This window comes from Neoalteromonas arenosi, from assembly GCF_030362855.1.
GTDB classification, from domain to species: domain Bacteria; phylum Pseudomonadota; class Gammaproteobacteria; order Enterobacterales; family Alteromonadaceae; genus Alteromonas_E; species Alteromonas_E arenosi.
Map to the genome: position 1 here is coordinate 599893 of NZ_JAUCBP010000007.1, position 18053 is coordinate 617945.

The 18053-nt window shown below is 46.8% G+C and carries 10 protein-coding genes; 4 read left to right on the top strand and 6 right to left on the bottom strand.

Annotation, left to right across the window (positions count from 1 at the left end; all coding sequences use genetic code 11):
* Positions 1 to 71 precede the first annotated feature (71 nt).
* The gene (locus QTP81_RS09035) at positions 72 to 2159 is read left to right on the top strand and encodes a S9 family peptidase (protein WP_289365028.1); all 2088 of its coding nucleotides are present in this window, start codon (positions 72 to 74) and stop codon (positions 2157 to 2159) included.
* Between the two features lie 50 nt (positions 2160 to 2209).
* Here QTP81_RS09035 and QTP81_RS09040 read toward each other — a convergent pair whose 3' ends face one another.
* Positions 2210 to 2896 (bottom strand): substrate-binding periplasmic protein, encoded by a 687-nt coding sequence (locus tag QTP81_RS09040; protein ID WP_289365029.1) that lies wholly within the window; start codon positions 2894 to 2896, stop codon positions 2210 to 2212.
* Between the two features lie 61 nt (positions 2897 to 2957).
* Positions 2958 to 3887, bottom strand: coding sequence for a hypothetical protein (locus QTP81_RS09045; RefSeq protein WP_289365030.1), 930 nt, complete (start codon positions 3885 to 3887; stop codon positions 2958 to 2960).
* A gap of 196 nt (positions 3888 to 4083) precedes the next feature.
* Between QTP81_RS09045 and QTP81_RS09050 the strand changes: the two genes are divergently transcribed.
* On the top strand, positions 4084 to 6765 hold the full coding sequence (locus QTP81_RS09050; RefSeq protein ID WP_289365031.1) for a M14 family metallopeptidase: 2682 nt from the start codon (positions 4084 to 4086) through the stop codon (positions 6763 to 6765).
* 124 nt (positions 6766 to 6889) lie between these two features.
* Positions 6890 to 8236: a M24 family metallopeptidase gene (locus QTP81_RS09055; RefSeq protein WP_289365032.1), complete on the top strand. Its 1347-nt coding sequence runs from the start codon at positions 6890 to 6892 to the stop codon at positions 8234 to 8236.
* 55 nt (positions 8237 to 8291) lie between these two features.
* Here QTP81_RS09055 and QTP81_RS09060 read toward each other — a convergent pair whose 3' ends face one another.
* The 4 genes from QTP81_RS09060 to QTP81_RS09075 all read right to left on the bottom strand — a co-directional run bounded on the left by QTP81_RS09060 (position 8292) and on the right by QTP81_RS09075 (position 16133).
* Complete coding sequence (locus QTP81_RS09060) at positions 8292 to 10373, bottom strand: alpha/beta hydrolase family protein (protein WP_289365033.1); 2082 nt, start codon at positions 10371 to 10373, stop codon at positions 8292 to 8294.
* A gap of 76 nt (positions 10374 to 10449) precedes the next feature.
* Complete coding sequence (locus QTP81_RS09065; protein ID WP_289365034.1) at positions 10450 to 12522, bottom strand: S9 family peptidase; 2073 nt, start codon at positions 12520 to 12522, stop codon at positions 10450 to 10452.
* Between the two features lie 162 nt (positions 12523 to 12684).
* Complete coding sequence (locus QTP81_RS09070; RefSeq protein ID WP_289365035.1) at positions 12685 to 14982, bottom strand: TonB-dependent receptor; 2298 nt, start codon at positions 14980 to 14982, stop codon at positions 12685 to 12687.
* Positions 14983 to 15071: 89 nt separating this feature from the next.
* Complete coding sequence (locus QTP81_RS09075) at positions 15072 to 16133, bottom strand: GlxA family transcriptional regulator (protein WP_353059723.1); 1062 nt, start codon at positions 16131 to 16133, stop codon at positions 15072 to 15074.
* 89 nt (positions 16134 to 16222) lie between these two features.
* Between QTP81_RS09075 and QTP81_RS09080 the strand changes: the two genes are divergently transcribed.
* The gene (locus QTP81_RS09080) at positions 16223 to 18028 is read left to right on the top strand and encodes an acyl-CoA dehydrogenase (RefSeq protein WP_289365036.1); all 1806 of its coding nucleotides are present in this window, start codon (positions 16223 to 16225) and stop codon (positions 18026 to 18028) included.
* Positions 18029 to 18053 lie beyond the last annotated feature (25 nt).

Sequence of the window (18053 nt, forward strand, 5' to 3'; positions counted from 1 at the left end):
ACGGCTGTTGGTAGAGTCGTTGTGAAGCCCTAATGACTACTATTAACAATAATATGGATATAAAATACGTTATGAATCACATTAAAAGTATTGCTCCAATTTGTTTGTCACTGACCTTGTTTGCGTGCTCAGAAGCGCCTACAACAAATGCGGTAGACAATACAACGGTTGCAGACCAGAGCGCAGTTACCAACGAACCCGTAGAGCTGATACCGCGCGAACTCATTTTCGGTAATCCCACCTACAGCAGTGTTCAAATCAGTCCGAATGGCAAGATGATCAGTTATTTAGCACCGCTTGATGGTGTGATGAATATCTGGGTTGCGCCGGTTGATGCTTTAAGTGCTGCTAAAGCCGTTACCGCTGACAAAGGCCGTGGCATACGCGGTTATGGCTGGGTTGCGGGTATGGAGCACTTACTATATGTCCAAGATAAAGGCGGTGATGAAAACTTTTTACTCTACGGTGTCGATCCGACAACGGGCAAGGAATCAGCCTATACGCCATTTGAAAACACGCGCGTTCAATTCTTGGCCAGTGATTCGGATATCCCCGGCAAACAAATTATAGGTATCAATAATCGCGATCCGCGTTGGCACGATGTTTATGAGCTTGATATCGCAACGGGTGAATTGACGCTGTTATTTGAAAATACTGAAAATTTTGGCGGTTTTGATTTTGATAACGATCTAACACTGCGCTTTGGGCAAAAATCTACCAGCGCCGGTGGTGCAGAATATTACAAGCGCACCGATGATGGTTGGGAGCTGTTTTTAAGTGTTTCTCCTGAGGATTTATACACTACAGGCCTGGCAGGATTTAGCGAAGATAATAAAACGCTCTATCTACAGAAAAGTGTTGGGCGTGATACCAGCGCATTGTTTGCGATGGATTTAGCGACCGGTGAAGAAACGTTGATAGCGCAAGATGATCGCGCCGATATCGGTGGTACGTGGCGAGACAAAGACACCGGTGTTCCCTATGTTTACACGGTTAATTACGACAAGAATCGCTATTTCGCTATGGACGAGCGCGGGGAGCAAATTCTCAAGCGTCTGAATGAGCGTTTTGAAGGTAATTTCTCACGGACATCTGCAACCGATGATGAGTCCAAGTGGGTTGTGCTTAATTCTCAATCTAACAAAGTTGCGACTTATTATGTTTGGGATCGCGGCGCTGACGAGTTCACTGAACTGTTTTCAGTGCGCCCTGAACTGGCGGACAAAACGTTAGCGGTAATGACGCCAGAAATGATTACATCGCGCGACGGTTTAACCTTGGTTTCTTATCTTACTCTACCACCAGGGGCAGACACTGATGGTGATGGTCGTCCTGAGCAACCACTTCCGATGGTATTAAATGTTCACGGTGGCCCATGGGCGCGAGACTCCTATGGTTATCGCTCGAGTCCACAGTGGCTGGCTAACCGCGGTTATGCCGTTTTGCAAGTTAACTTCCGTGGCTCAACAGGCTTTGGTAAAAGCTTCGTCAATGCCGGTGATTTGGAGTGGGGGTTAAAGATGCATGACGACCTTATTGATGCGGTTGATTGGGCGGTTGAGCAAGGTATCACGCAAAAGGATACCGTGGCGATCATGGGCGGTTCGTACGGCGGTTATGCAACCCTGGCAGGGCTGACATTTACGCCCGATCGCTTCGCCTGTGGTGTTGATATCGTTGGACCTTCAAACTTGGTAACTTTGCTTGATTCAATTCCACCTTATTGGGAGAGTTTCCGCCGCGTGTTGGAGCTAAGAGTTGGCGATCCCAATACCGAAGAGGGTATGGCGATTCTACAAGCGGCTTCACCTTTAAATAAAGTAGAGATGATTAGCAGGCCGCTACTTATTGGCCAAGGCGCTAATGATCCGCGCGTTAAGCAGGCCGAATCAGACCAAATCGTCAATGCAATGCAAGAAAAAGGCATTCCAGTTACTTATGCGCTTTTCCCTGATGAAGGTCATGGTTTTGCGCGCCCAGAGAATCGCTTGGCATTTTTTGGTGTGGCTGAAGGTTTCCTAGCGACCTGTTTAGGCGGTAGAGCTGAGCCTTTAGGTGATGATTTACAAGGTTCAAGTCTCACAGTACCCGTCGGTGAAACTTACGTTGAAGGATTGGCAGAGGCTCTTGCTTCATTTAGTGCTGAAGAGCGCGGTTAACGTTAATGTAAACAGCTAAGAAAGGGGCAATAAATATTGCCCCTTTTATTTTAAGGCAATACTGCGTTGAAGCGTTGCATAAGCTGCTCTGCATTTTCGACGTTGTTGTGCATCGCCAAATAAATTGGTAGCTCGGCAATCTTCATATTATTAATTTGTGCATTAGGATAGTTTTTTTGCAAATAACTCATGACGGCCCAGTAGCCCAATACGTAATCAACCTCCTTATTCATTAACATTTGCAAAGCTACTTTTTGATTTTCCGCAGTGACAAATTCCAGTTGTTGATCGGACTGAATATTGGTGGCTAACAGTCCACCGTAGGAATAGCCTTTGATCAAGGCCACTTTATGCCCGCTTAATTGAGAAAGGGCTTGAATGTTTTCAGCTCCATCTAACCAAAAAGCGCGCAAATCAAAATGTGCAAACGGCCGCTCACTGAATACAACGTTTTCCATCCCAGCGCGGCCTTTAGGCATTGCAAATAAATCTATTTTACCGGTAGCGGCTGACGCATAAAATCGCTTGATCGGCACATGCACGGCATTAAAACTTATACCGGCTTCTTCGAGCACTGGGGAGAGTTGCGTCATCCACAAGCCGGACAGCTCTCCATCCATATCAACATAGACATAAGGTGGGAAAAACGGTGAACCCAAACGCAATTCTTCAGCACTTAAATGCAGGTTTGCGCCAAGCAGACCAACAAGCAATAGGAACGTTTTTATTCTCAACATAGGGTACCCCCAACAAGCTCTTAGTCTGAGTATAGCAAGGGTAGCAAAAAACGTTATTCTGTTAGGCTTGCTCAATCGCTGTAAAGATATTCATGCTGCGATATTTTTTACACATCATTTGCGCGAACTCCAGAGAATAATACTCGCCAATACGATAACTAACGCCGCCTTTATCGGTTACTTTGGTAAAAGTAGGCAGTAAGTGTTCTAACATATCTTCTTGATCGGTATTTTGCGGTGCGATTAAGACCTCATATCGGGGGAGCTCTTCATCCCCGTTGAGGTAATCGTCAAAAATTCCATAGATCTCTTGAAGAATGAACGACTCTTCATCACTGACGTTGTTGTCTATGTTAGCAATCGTTTCGAGCAATCCCTTCACTTCAGATACTTGTTCATACGGCGGATTATAGGCCACATAATCAGCGACTGAATCACGTAATTCAATAAAACTGAGTTCCTTTGAGGAATTGGCTAGCTCATCAAAATCTATAGTTAAATTCCATATCTTGTGAAAGCTGTTCAGCAATTCACGCTCTTTGTCATCGATGCGACCATCAATCAATACCAACTGCGTAAAAATTTTGCTAATGCGTTCAGCGTGCTTAGGTTTTACTAACGCCTTGATCAGGTCAGTTGCTTCATTGTTTTCCTTTTTGATCGCTTTAATAAAGCGTTGCCAAAACGTCACGTTAGCTGTTTTCTGCTTGGTCCAGAAACCAATACCGACGAGTAAGAAGAATGTACCAACGGCCAGTCCTATGCCGGTTTGAAGCGCACTGGCATAGTCCTGATCAATTAATAAATATTTGATAAAGAAAGGTAATGCAGAAACTAAACCGAGCAAGGCGGCATATACAGAGATACTCTCAGCGACATTGCGATCGTGCTTACGCGTCCAAATCTTATTAACGGTAAGATAAGACTTAATCATACCGATGAATACCGAAGCGTAGGCAAACCAACCTACGAGTAATATAAGCACTTCCATACAAACTCCTACAACGCGCTATCTTGAGTCTTACAGTTCCGAACTAGTGGATTAATCAATTTCTTGTCTTCGTGGTATAGCATATTCGCAATTGCATCAATAACCAACGATATTATTGCTCCGTGCGCTCGCTTTGCGTAATCTGTAATTATGTAATCAAATGACCACTTAACACTTAGTTCTAAGGAAATGTTTCATGTCTAAACGGTTTTTATCCGTTCTTTTATTAAGCGCTGTCAGTGCGTTTAGTTCGCCTTTGTTACACGCTGAAGCCGACTCCTTCCCACCCATGTGGCCAAATGTAGAATACACTGCACAAGTACCTACATTTAAGGACGTGCTCGGTTATAACGTGGGTGAGCGGATCACTCATCACAGCGATATGATTCGGTTCTTTGAAGCCCTTAAACACGCAGCCCCAGATCGTGTGAAATTAGTTGAATACGCCAAGAGTTGGGAAGGGCGCAGTCTCATCTATGTGGCGATAGGAAAGCCTGAATACATCAGTAATTTAGAGCAATTTGCTACAGACATGCAGGCGCTAGCCGATCCACGTGTGACCAACAAATCGCAAGCTGACCAACTCAAAGCAAGATTACCGGCTTCAGTTTGGTTGCAATATGCGGTGCATGGCAACGAAATCAGTGGTACCGACGCAGCCATGCAGATGGCCTATCATTTACTAGCGGCGTCGCAAGATCCGGTGGTGCAGACAATCTTAGACAATACCATCGTATTTATTGACCCATTACAAAACCCCGATGGACGTACGCGTTTCACCACGCGCTACTATGCAACTGTTGGCATGGAGCACAGCAGCGACCGAGTCAGTGCTGAGCAAAATGAACCATGGCCAAGTGGCAGAACCAATCACTACTTGTTCGATATGAACCGCGATTGGTTACCCATTTCTCAACCAGAAACGCAAGGCAGAGTTGCAGCATTGAACAAATTCAAGCCACTCGTTGCGGTAGACATACACGAGATGGGGGGCGATATGACTTATTATTTCGCGCCAGCAGCCGAACCTTTTAACCCGCATATGACCGCACAGCAAATTGCCAATATGAATGCAATTGGCCGCAATCACGGTAAGCATTTTGACGAATTTGGATTTGATTATTTTACCCGGGAGATATTTGATGCCTTTTATCCGGGTTATGGTGATAGCTGGCCAACCTTTTACGGCGCGTCGGCTTCCACCTATGAAGTCGGTTCTGCGCGAGGCCATCACTTTATGCGTCGTACCGGAGATGTACTAACGTATTGGGACACCGTACAACAACAATTTATCGCTTCAGTTTCAACCGCTGAAGGTACAGCACTGAATCGTGAGCAGCTGTTGAACGATTTCTATCAATACCAAGTGACTGCGATTAGCGAAGGCAAAAAGAATGATGAACGGGTGTATATCATTCCAACTCAAGACAATCGCGAAGGCACGCATCGCTTAGTCACGTTAATGGCAGAGCACGGTGTGGAAGTGCGCAAAGCGAGTGAAAATTTTAAAGCGTGTGGCGTCAATTATCCTGCCGGCAGTTACTTTATCGATACAGCGCAACCCAGAGGTCGATTCGTAACCACAACCTTTACCGACCAAGTAGATATGGATGCTGACTTTTTGCGTGAACAAGAGCGGCGTCGCGAGCGCAATCTCAACGATCAAATTTATGACGTGACGGGTTGGTCTTTGCCAATGATGTACAATGTCCAAGCAAATGCTTGTGATCGCGAGGTTAAGGCAGATAACGAACTTATTGGCAAAACCGAAGAACTCGCTGGAACGGTTAACAATCCCGATGCCAGTGTTGGTTTTGTTGTGGCTTGGGGCGATATGGCTGCCGGACGATTTTTAACAATGGCACTGCGCGAGGGGCTACAGGTTAAAAGCGCTAACGAAGCGTTTATGCTGGAAGGTAATCAAGCGTTTCCCGCGGGTTCGCTGATTATTGAAAAACGCGCGAATGGTAAAGATATCGCCGATCAAGTCGCGCAGATAGCAAAAGCAACCGGAGCGATAGTTCAAGGTGTAGATTCAAGCTGGGTGATTCAAGGGCCAAGTTTTGGTAGTCCACGCACGATGATAATGACAGCACCCAAAGTGGCGATAGCATGGGACGCTCCAACGTCTTCACTAAGTGCAGGGAATACCCGATTTGTGATTGAACGTCAGCTTGGCTACCCGGTAACGGCGATCCGAACGGAGCAATTAACCTATGCTGATCTGGGCAATTACGACGTATTGATTTTACCAGAAGGCAATTACGCCGGTGTGCTTGGGCAATCAGGCGCAGACAACCTGCGCGATTGGGTTCAGCAGGGCGGCATTTTGATTGCACTTGGCAGTGCAAACCGATTTACTACTAATGCAGACTATGGCTTGCTGGATGTTAATCGAGAGCTTGCCTTCCGCGATGCAGGGGAAGGTAATGCCGACTCACCCCAAGGCACGGTGTCTGGTCAGTTGTTTGATGAGCGCGGTGATTTAGACAATGCCATCGTCGAGGCGCACACCCATTTGCCGTCTGTATCAGGTGCACTCGCTAATATTGAAGTCGACCAAGAGCATTGGTTAACAGCTGGTGTTGATAGCAGCCTTGTTGCGCTTGCCTACGGACGCGACGTATACACGCCAATTAAGTTAGATTCAGGTAAGAATCTGGCGTGGTTTAAAGGCAAAGATGAGCTTTTAGCCAGTGGTTATTTATGGGACGACAACAAAGCTCAGTTGGCCTACAAACCATTTCTGATCTATCAACCTACAGGCAATGGAATGGTCATTGGTTATACCCAATCACCCACAATCCGTGCGTACTTAGAAGGACTTAATGTCCTGTTGACTAATACTATTTTCCGCTCAGCAGCCGCTGTTCAGTGAGTACTCGTAAAGACCGATGTGGAGTAATAACCCATATCGGTCGTTGCTGCGCGGTTTGTGAATTGATCCTTTTTCCCAAACGCTGGCATACTAGCTAGGGAACAAACTACAAGAAGAACAAACTATGCGACTAACTCTGACTCTATTGCTCGTGTTCGCAGCTACACAAGCGTTTGCTAACAACTATACTCAAGGGCGACAAATCACCGAGATGCCGGATGTTTTGTCGTTCAAAGAGCGTGTTGAGCCACTCAATACCATGGTGGTCGACCGCTTGGATAACCTCTTACCAAAGCTAATGGATGAAGCCGACTTGGACATGTGGTTGGTGATCAATAGAGAATACGGTGAAGACCGTCTTTTCTACACCTTGGTACCACAACCCACCTTTGCAGCGCGCCGTACGACCATCTTAGTCTTCGCGCGACAAGCTGATGGTTCAGTTGAACGCTTTAGTGTAAGCCGCTACGCCATTGGTGATGTGTATGCCACTGTGTGGGATGGTGGTACCAAAGAGCAGCAATGGCAGCGGCTGGCTGAAGTCATCGCCGAACGCGATCCCAAGCGTATCGGCATCAATATCAGCAAAGACTGGGCGTTGGCTGACGGTTTAAGCGTTGGGTTGCACAATCAGCTACTGAAGTATCTTCCGGAAAAGTATCAGCAGCGATTAGTGAGTGCACAAGATTTGGTTGTGCGTTGGTTGGAAACGCGCAGTGAAATGGAATTAAATGTTTATCCGCAAGTGGTTACCATTGCACGCCGCGTTATCGCAGAAGCCTTTTCGAATAAAGTGATTACGCCAGGCGTGACTACAACACAAGATATTGCTTGGTATCTTCGTGAGCGCTTTGAAGAGCTGCAAGTTCGTCCTTGGTTCCAACCTTATGTAAACATTCAGCGTCAAGGTGATAAAACCACTAAGGACGATGTATTTATGGGGGTCTACGGTCGTACAGTACTACCCGGAGACATTATTCATACTGATGTGGGCATTTGTTATTTGAATATGTGTACTGATACGCAAGAAATGGCCTATGTATTGAAAATGGATGAAACTGATGCACCACAAGGGCTAAAAGATGCGATGGCTGTTGGCAACCAATGGCAAGACATCCTCACCGGAAATTTTGTCACGGGTCATACGGGCAATGAAATTCTCGCCAATACGATTAAGGATAGTGAGTCTCAAGGGATCATTAGCAGCACATATACTCACCCATTGGGGTTCGTTGGTCATGCCAGTGGCCCCACAATTGGTATGTGGGATAATCAGGGCCCAACACCTATTCAAGGCGATTGGCCTTTATATCCCAATACAGGCTATGCAATTGAAGGGAACATCAGTACGCAATTACCAGAATGGGACAATCAGTGGATCCAGATCAAACTGGAGCAAAGCGCTGTATTTGATGGTGAAACGGTTTGGTATTTAGCTGGACGCCAAACTCAATGGCACCTGATTCGTTAGGATTCTTGTAAAAAAAGAGCAGCCAAACAGCTGCTCTTTTTATTTCTGGATAGGCTTATTCTTTTTCGCTTGCATCATTTTGCGTGCGGTACTTTTCAAACCAAGCAATGATACTTTCGATTTTGCCAATCATCCGAGAAGGCTTACTGGCAATCCCATGCGAGGCACCGGGGACTTTAATCAAAATTGTGTCGACTTTGCGCAGCTTTAACGCTTGATAAAACTGCTCGGTCTCAGACATTGGGGTGCGCTTATCTTCTACACCTGTCATCAACAGTGTCGGAGTCTTTACATTGCCAACCAGCGATAATGGCGAACGCTGCCAGTAATGCTCAACTTCTTCCCACGGCATGCCCGGAAATTGATGAGGTATTTGATACATACCGCTATCCGCTGTTAAGACTTTAGATAACCAATTGATTACTGGCTTTGATACCGCTGCCGCTTTGAAGCGGTCGGTCAGACCAATTGCGTACGCTGAGGCAATGCCACCCGCTGAACCACCTGCAATAAAGAGTTGTTCTGGATCAGCGATACCCATCTCAATGAGTGTATCAATGCCAGACATATGGTCTGCAAAGTCGTATTCAGATGAGTACTTGTTTTGCAGCAGTAATGCAAAGCGCTCACCATAACCGGTCGAGCCACGGTGGTTACTGTAAAACACTACATAACCTTCGGCTGCCATGCGTTGCAGTTCTGCTGTAAATACCGGACCATAAGCTAAGTGCGGGCCACCGTGGATCTCTGTGACCAACGGATACCTTTTACTGGCGTCGTAGTTCGGTGGCAAGATATACCAGCCTTGGATCTCTTCACCATCAATCGAAGATTGATAAACGACTTCTTTAACTTCCCCTAAGGTTTTATGGCCAAAGACATCTTCATTGAGCGCTGTTAACTGTAATTCGGAGCTTCCGCGTTTAACAAACAGATCCGCGGGTCTATCCGTTCTACCTCTGGTAAAAGCGACCACGCCATCGGCGGCATGGAAAGTACCGCTAGTGTATGGACGACCTAACGAGACGCCGCTCAAGCCAGTGGCAATATTTCTGTGCTTGCCGCGCAAGGTTACATAGTCGACCTGTGTAATGCCGCGCAACATTTGTTGATAGTAGATACCGGTGTTGTCATTCCAAATGAAGTTTGACACCGCATTGTCTACATCTGCACTCAAGTTTCGGTCATTACTGCCATCGATGTCCATAACGTGTAGGTAGCGATTGCGATAGGCCAGTTTTTTATCGTCGCGGCGAGAGTAGGCAATCATCTCACCATTGGGTGAGACCACTGGGGCAGATTCGCTACCGGGATAATCGGTAATTTGACTGATTACACCCTGCATATCCACTTTGTATATATCTGCTTCACCAGGCTCATATTCCCAGTTATCACTGCGATTGGCCGAGAAAAAGATCGCTTGGCTATCAGCAGCAAAACTCAAGGTGCCGCGATGATGATAATTTCCGCTGGTAAGCTGTCGTGCAGTACCTCCTTCACTGGGGACAATGAAGATATGGGTATAAGCTGGGTCAAGCACGCCTCGACCGTCAGCGAGATAGCGGGCACGAGTGATGTACTGAAAACTCTCAGACCATTCAGCCCCCTTCGGTTTGGCCGGCATATTGACTTTTAGTGGTTGCTCTTTGACATCTACACTCATGGTAAATGCGATCGTTTTACCATCCGGCGACCACGTAATGGAAGAGGGTGATGAAGCGACATTGGTGACTAAAGCCGTTTGCCCGGAATCCATCCATCTAACGAATAGTTGCGGCTTACCTTCGGTATCAGACAGATAGGCTAATCGCGTACCGTCAGGTGACCACCGTGGCGCATAGTAGTTTTTTGTCGAAGACAGCAGTGGTCGGTGACTTTCACCTTTGCTATCGGCAATCCAAATGCTCGAACGGGTGGAGTCAGATATGATGTCATTTGAGCGACGCACATAAACCACGTGGTCACCATTTGGCGATACTTGGGGGGATGTCGCAACTTCCAGCTGAAAGATATCTTCTGGCTGAAATAAGTGCTGGTCGTTAGTAGTCTCATTCTCGTGATCATCAGCATGTATTTGCAGCGAGCACAGTGATAAAACGACAGTAGATAACAGCGAAAATTTTGTAGTTATTTTCATAGTGTTTCACATAGATTAAAAGTAGTGGATAGTCCATCGCAGAGCCCTTGTATAGACCTGCGATGGGAGTATTGTTTTACTCTGTAGTGTCAGATTGTTCTGGCGTGTGGTATTTCTCAAACCAAGCCAGAATGTATCCGACCTTGCGTGCTAGGTTAGATGGACGCGCAGCAATACCGTGATAGGCACCTTGGACCCTGACCAGTGAGCTTTCAACGCCTTCTAGTCGCAAAGCACCGTAATATTGCTCACTTTCACTCATTGGAGTGCGCACATCGAGTTCACCAGTCAATACCATCGTTGGCGTTGTCACATTGCCAACTAAAGACAGCGGTGAGCGTGACCAATATTGTTCGTAGTCATTCCACGGCAGGTCAGTAAACCAGTAACGCGTCATAAATGTATAGATGTCCGAGGTGCCAACCATGCTCGCCCAGTTTATAACAGGCTTGGCGACAACAGCAGCAGCAAAACGGTCGGTGTTGCCAATGATCCAAGCGGTCAATACGCCACCACCAGAACCGCCAGTGACAAATAATTGAGACTCGTCGATGTAGCCTTTGGCGATAACGCCGTCAACCATATCCATCAAGTCGTTATAATCTTCTGATGGATAATTCTTATCAATGGTGTTGGCAAATTCAGCACCGCGTGACGTTGAGCCTCTCGGGTTCCCATACACAACAACATAGCCCGCGGCGGCAAACAGCTGAACTTCGGTTGAAAACTCAGGGCCATAAGCGGTGTGAGGGCCGCCGTGAATCTCGAGGATCAGTGGATATTTTTGCGTGGGGTCAAAGTCTGGTGGTGTCACGATCCACGCATTGAGATCGCGCTGATCGACACTGCTTTTTACCGTCATCAGTTCAGGTGCATTTAGCTTTTTATGGCCAAAGACGTCGCTGTTTAAGTCAGTTAGTTGCGTGACTTTTCCGCGCCGATTAACCACGGCTAAATCCGCTGGTCGAACACCGGATGAGTGGGTGTAAACAACATTATCCCCCGGTGCGACGTCGTAGTGGCCTGAAGTGTAGGGACGACCAATACTTAAGCCGCCTAATGCATCAGTTTTGGTCGAAATCTTGCCCGCCAAAGTCACATAACCGACATGCTTTTTACCGTTGTCATCGTAGCTGAAGTAGATACCTTTGCTGTTATCTGCCCATTGGATGTTGCCTACAGAACGATCCAGATCAGGGGTGAGTCTGCGAATGTTACTGCCATCAAGCTCCATAACATAAAGTTCGGTGATATGGTTTGAAGTCCCTTGGTCAGCGAAGCCTGTAAACGCAATCATGTCGCCATCGGGACTCAGTGTTGGACTACTCTCAGGACCTGTTTCGTTGGTCAACTGAGTGGTTTCACCCGTGATCAAATCAACTTTATGCAAGTCGCTATTAAACACATCGAAGTCTGAGTCTTCACGAGTGTTGGCTGATACTACAAGACTTTTACCATCGGCTAACCAAGCAATTGAGCCTGCGAAATCATGTGCGCCATGTGTTACCTGACGTGGCGTACCACCAATAGTTGGTACGACATAAACGTGCAAGTTACCCGGGCGATTCATCCCCAAACCATCGCGTTGAAATAGCGTTTGGTCAATATATTGCGCATCATCTGCCCACTCAGCGCCTTTAGGTTTGAACGGCAATGTAAATAACGGTTGCTTTGTTGCCGGGGTGAACATCACAAATGCGATCTGCGAACCATCTGGCGAGAAGCTCATGCTACTGGGGCTCATGGCGACATCAGTCACTTTCGCGGTCAAGCCTGAGGCCATATCGCGCACATATATTTGGGTTTTATCTTCTTTGCTCGACAGGTAGGCCATTTTTTTACCATCTGGTGAAAATAATGGGCTGTAGTGATTCTTACCGTCAGACAGCAGTGGCAAATGGTTGTCACCATCCAAATCGACTGTCCATAGGTTGCGACGTAAACTGTCACTCATAATATCCATGCTACGGCGTTCATACACCACGCTCTCGCCATCAGGCATAACAACCGGATTGGCGGCATATTCTAGGTTGAAAAGATCTTGATAGGTTAAATGACTTTTGTCGTCGTGTTCAGCGCTTGCATGAGCGTTAAAAAAGGCTGCAACTGCAAACACAACACTTGCGCGTATCGTCGCTGGTTTATTCATAGTGTTCTCTGTCTGGTAAGGTGCTTTATTATATTGCGTTACTAGGCTAGCAGATCAGTCGCTATAGGGGATCGCATTTCGCCTCTTGAGAATAGCGAGTTAACTCAAGCAATAAAAAAGCCGCTCAAGGAGCGGCTTTTTAGTATTCACAGTGATGTGTGCTTAGTAGAACGTTACCTTAGCTTCAACACCCCAGATACGCGGCTCATTTACGATACCGGTAAGGTTGTTAAAGTCGATGGCACCACGAACATTGTGTTCATCGGTAATGTTACGGCCAAAGAAGGCAATGGTGTATCCATCGTTAAAGTTTTCGTAACCGATGCGTAATCCACCTTCGTAGTTGTCATCCGTTTTGAATTCTACTGAGTCATACAAGAACAAGTTAGTTTCACCTTGGAACGCCCAGTCAGTAAACACAAAGAACTCACCGTCATCGCCTGCTGGAATAGTATAGCGAGCAGTGAAATTGAAGATCGTTTCAGGTGCTTGTGGGAATGGGTTACCATCGATAAATGCACGATTGTCGTCAGTGCGAGGGTCTAGCACTGTGCAGTTACCACTAAAATCTGCATTTGAACCACAAGGTTGCACAGTCAACGTATCGTCTTGGATTTCAGTATTGTTATAACTGAACCCAGCGGTAAGCGTTAGCTCGTCTGTGGCTAGCCATTGCGCGTCAACTTCAAAACCGTAACCAACACCTTTGTCAGCGTTAACTAGCGCAGTAAAGTTGCTACCGCCACCAATTGCTGAGAACTGAATGTCGTCGATCTGATAGTAGTATGCCGCCGCGTTTAGGCGCAGTTTGTCGTCAAGCAGATCGCTTTTAAAACCACCTTCAATTGAATTGATCGTTTCAGCGTCGGCAACACTTGGGCTACCTTCAAAAGCCACGTCACGACCTTGAATCGTTTGTGCACGGAAACCGTTAGCGAAACGTGCAAATAGTGATGTGTCATCCGTTAAACGGTAGTTTGCACTGAGTTCAAAGCTAACCTGACCGTCATCAACGTCAATGGGATCATAGTCTTGAATCGAGGCCGCGCCAATCACTAATGCAAAGCCATTAACGTTCTGCTCACCCACTACGAGTGACTTGTCGTCATGGGTGTAGCGAATACCACCAGTTACGTTTAGCTTCTCGTTAACCTGATAATCAGTTTGTGCAAATACAGCCCATGTGGTGTTTTCATGCGTTACTGTTGTTGCACCAAAGAATCCATCGATACTGGTTACGCTGAACGAAGAATCAAACAAGAATGCACCGGCTTGCCAGCGCAATGCATCATCTGTGTTGCTTGCGAAACGAAACTCTTGGGTCAATTGTTCAAGGTCGTTTAGGTTGTCTTGCGTGACTGCATCAAACGGAATGAAACCCGGGAACGATGTTTCAACATTGCCATCACCATTGATGTCTTCTGGTGCAAACAATGAAACACCGCCATCGATATCACCCAAACTGAAGCCTTCTGCCTCTTCGTATGCGGTAATTGAAACGAAGTCTACCGTGTCCATTGAGTACTCTAACTTCAATGAAGCACCAAAGTTGCGGTATTCTTGTGGGTTATTATCTGCACCGTCGCCCGTTAGGTCGCCGTTGTAATATACGACTTCACGCTGATAGTTCTCATTTAAATCGTTTGAACCGTTAGTGAAAACATTTGCACGGAAAATTGACGCCGTACCTTCTAGGTCACGGCCGTGTAGGTTTAACAATGCAGAGAAATCGTCTGAAGGTTGATAAAGCAGCTGTGCACGCCATGCTTTTTCATCAAAACCACCCAATGCGTCTTTTTGACCTGTGTACGCATTGTCAATATAGTCGTCACGGTCTTGTGAAAGCACGGAGATACGACCTGAAAGCTCATCTGTTAAACCGCCACCAACAGCACCTTCAAAATTAATTGTGCCAAAGCTACCGAAACCGAGTTTGGCATAACCATCAAAAGAGTCAGACGGCTTTACAGAATCGAATTTGACGATACCGGCAGTGGTGTTTCGGCCGAACAACGTACCTTGTGGGCCGCGAATAACTTCAACCTGTTGTACGTCAAACAATGGGAAGCTTTTTAGTACCACGTTTTCCATGACAACATCGTCCATGACGATTGAAACGGGTTGCGAAGCGGCTAAGTCAAAATCAGTGTTACCCAGACCACGCATGTAGAAGCGCGGCGCAACACGGCCATTTGATGACTCAGCGTACAAACCTGGAACGCGTACTGCCAATGCAAGAATGTCTTCACCGCCAGAGAATAACGACTCAAAGCGTTCGCCGTTAAGAGTCGCAATTGAAATAGGAACTTCTTGGATTGATTGTGTACGCTTTTGCGCTGTCACAGTAATGGTTTCTAATACCGCTTCTTCCGAAGCCGCTGGTTCTTGTGCAAGAACTGCTGTACTAGACAAAGCGAGAGCGATGCTTGTCGCGAGCGTTGCTGTCTTAAATGTTGTCATTGTGTGTTCCGAAAAGGTTATTTTTTATTGGAAAGTCGTAGCCGATGGGAGCCGGCCGGAACTCATTATACCAGTAGCCGGAAGCTTATCTAGACGATATTAATCTTTTGAAACGATTTACGGTAATAACCGGGCGAAAATCCGGTCAAACGCTTAAATAATCGGGTGAATGAACTCACATCTTCATAGCCGATTTCATTCACGATCTGGCTGATCGGCATGTCGTCATAGCCCAATAGGCGCTTGGCTTCTTCAACGCGCAAGAATTGCAGGTACTGCTGTGGTGTTTGGCCTGTTGCGCGCTTAAACCGGCGGATCATCGTTCGCGGAGTTAACGCTATGCGTACCGCCATGGACTCAATACTGATGTTTGTCCGGTATTGTTGTTCAAGCCAATCTTGTAGTTCAGAGATTTCTTGGTCATGGTGAAACTTGCGCCGTTGTAAAGGGGCATAAGCGGCTTGTTGACCGCGGTTAAAATCTACTACATGCGTCTTAGCGGTGTCTGCCGCAACGCGTTGCCCACAGTATCGCTCAATCAGTTTCAACACCAAATCAAACCAAGCCATGCCACCTCCGGCACAGAACACTCGTTCATCTTCAGTGATCAACTGTTGGGGTTGTAAGAGAGCCTTGGGAAACATGGTTAGAAATTGCTCGGCATAACCCCAATGCGTGGTAGTTTTGCGTCCATCGAGCAAACCTGCGTTGGCAAGAATAAACGCACCGGTACAGTTACTCGCCAAATCAGAACCGGCTCGATGTAGGCGAATAAGATGAGGTAATAAACCACGGGTTTGCTCCAACACGTGGCCAATCTCACCACCAATTGTTGGGATCATGACAATATCCGACTGTTGGACTCTATCGAGCGCCACAGAGGCCTGCAATACGTGTTGGTTGATGCAATGGATTGGTGTGCCATCTAAGCTGGCTAATTGCACGGTAAAGTATTGTTGAATGGGTTCCTGATGGATTCGCTGCCATGCAACACCAGCGAGTGCAAACATGTCCATGGCACCAGTAATGGATGAGGCGAGGGCGTCATCAAATCCAACTATAGTGACTACAAAAGGGCTATTGCTGGTCTGGTTCACTGCTTCCATAAAACGAATGAAGTGTGCTCTATTGAGATAAATGATAGGTGGCATTATAGGCCATAAATATGTCGTAAGTGACAATTATTTTTAGCTCAGCTACATGCCAGAATAGAGCTTTTGGTGTTACTAGAGTTACTGCTATGGCAAACCTACTTGTCCCTCGCGACGAACTGGAATTCCAGTTGTTTCAAAACTTAGATTTAGACAGCGTTCTGCAACGCCCATATTTTTCTGATCATGATCGAGGTTCTATCGCAGCCATTCTGGATACGGCTGAGCAAATAGCTGAAGAGCAGTTCTTACCGCACAACGCTGAAGCCGATAAAAATGAGCCGGTATTCGACGGTCAGAAAGTATCGATGATGGATGAAGTGAAGATCGCTTTCGATACCTATCGAGAAGCCGGTTTTATTGCCGGGCGTTATAGCTTTGAAGACGGCGGGATGCAATTACCAGAAACTGTAATGACGGCATGTGCCAGTTACTTTATGGCGGCTAACCCATCATCAACCGCGTATCCGTTTCTAACCGCGGCCGCGGCGAATGTGATTTGTCACTTTGCAGGTGATGAACTTAAACACCGTTATATGCCACGTATGTTGACCGGTGAATTCACCGGCACAATGGCATTAACAGAACCACATGCGGGTTCATCATTGGCCGATATCCGCACGTCGGCTACACCGCAGGATGACGGTACGTATCGCCTCAAAGGCAGTAAAATTTACATCAGTGGTGGAGAGCACGAGTTATCCAGCAATATCATTCACTTGGTACTGGCTAAGATCCCCGGTGGTCCGGCAGGAGTTAAAGGTATTTCATTGTTTATTGTCCCTAAATATCGTCTAACCGAGGACGAACAAATTGGTGCGAAAAACGACGTCACTCTCGCTGGACTCATTCACAAAATGGGTTATCGCGGTACCACCTCTACGGCACTAACCTTCGGCGAAAACGATGATTGTCATGGCTATTTAGTGGGAGAACCGCACCAAGGTTTGCGCTATATGTTTATGATGATGAACGAAGCGCGCATTGGCGTTGGTTTCGGTGCTGCAATGATTGGTTACCGCGGTTATCGCTATTCTTTGGAATATGCTAAAGATCGCGTTCAAGGGCGTAAACCACCGCACACAGGCCCAGCAGATCCCGCCGTACCCATTATTGAACACGGTGATGTGCGTCGCATGTTGTTGGCCCAAAAGGCCTACACCGAAGGCGGTATGGCACTGTGCTTCTATGGCGCTAAACTTGTCGATGATCTCACCAGCATGGAAGAGGGCGCAGACAAAACGGCCACTGCTGAACTACTCGACCTATTAACCCCAGTTTGTAAAGCCTGGCCCTCTGAATTTGGTCCCAAAGCTAACGATTTGGCCATCCAAGTGTTAGGCGGGGCGGGCTATACGCGTGAATATCCCGTTGAACAATGCTGGCGTGATAATCGTCTAAACCCTATCCACGAAGGAACGAACGGTATTCAAGCGCTGGATCTAATGACTCGTAAGTTGTGGCAAAATCAACAACAAGGTTTACGCGCCTTCCAAAAAGTGCTTCAGCAAGACTTAGCCCAAGCCACTTTGCCGCGAAGTGCCGCATTAGTGGCACAGCTACACCCATACCTCGGCAAACTTGAACAGATCATTGGTCATATCGGCCAGAGCTTACAGTCTGAAAAACAATCGGCGCTATTAAGCGACGCCCAGTGTTTTATGAACATTTTCTCTTCGGTGGTAATGAGTTGGATGTGGATCCGTCAAGCAACAGCCGCTGAAAAACAAATGAGTGAGCTAGATACTGACAATCCGAAATATCATTTTTACGCAGGTAAATTACACGCTGCCGACTACTATTTACGTTGGGAACTCCCCCTGATCGAACGCGACTTTGCCCTACTTAAGGCGCTCGATGATACCTGTGACTCAATGCAAGCCGAGTGGTTCTAAGGCAACTAACAATTACTATAAAAGG

What these genes read in the sequence shown, in the direction of transcription:
- QTP81_RS09050 (WP_289365031.1), top strand. Translation starts at nt 4,084, where the DNA reads ATGTCTAAACGGTTTTTATCCGTTCTTTTATTAAGCGCTGTCAGTGCG.
- QTP81_RS09060 (WP_289365033.1), bottom strand. Translation starts at nt 10,373, where the DNA reads ATGAAAATAACTACAAAATTTTCGCTGTTATCTACTGTCGTTTTATCA.
- QTP81_RS09055 (WP_289365032.1), top strand. Translation starts at nt 6,890, where the DNA reads ATGCGACTAACTCTGACTCTATTGCTCGTGTTCGCAGCTACACAAGCG.
- QTP81_RS09080 (WP_289365036.1), top strand. Translation starts at nt 16,223, where the DNA reads ATGGCAAACCTACTTGTCCCTCGCGACGAACTGGAATTCCAGTTGTTT.
- QTP81_RS09075 (WP_353059723.1), bottom strand. Translation starts at nt 16,133, where the DNA reads ATGCCACCTATCATTTATCTCAATAGAGCACACTTCATTCGTTTTATG.
- QTP81_RS09035 (WP_289365028.1), top strand. Translation starts at nt 72, where the DNA reads ATGAATCACATTAAAAGTATTGCTCCAATTTGTTTGTCACTGACCTTG.
- QTP81_RS09040 (WP_289365029.1), bottom strand. Translation starts at nt 2,896, where the DNA reads ATGTTGAGAATAAAAACGTTCCTATTGCTTGTTGGTCTGCTTGGCGCA.
- QTP81_RS09045 (WP_289365030.1), bottom strand. Translation starts at nt 3,887, where the DNA reads ATGGAAGTGCTTATATTACTCGTAGGTTGGTTTGCCTACGCTTCGGTA.
- QTP81_RS09065 (WP_289365034.1), bottom strand. Translation starts at nt 12,522, where the DNA reads ATGAATAAACCAGCGACGATACGCGCAAGTGTTGTGTTTGCAGTTGCA.
- QTP81_RS09070 (WP_289365035.1), bottom strand. Translation starts at nt 14,982, where the DNA reads ATGACAACATTTAAGACAGCAACGCTCGCGACAAGCATCGCTCTCGCT.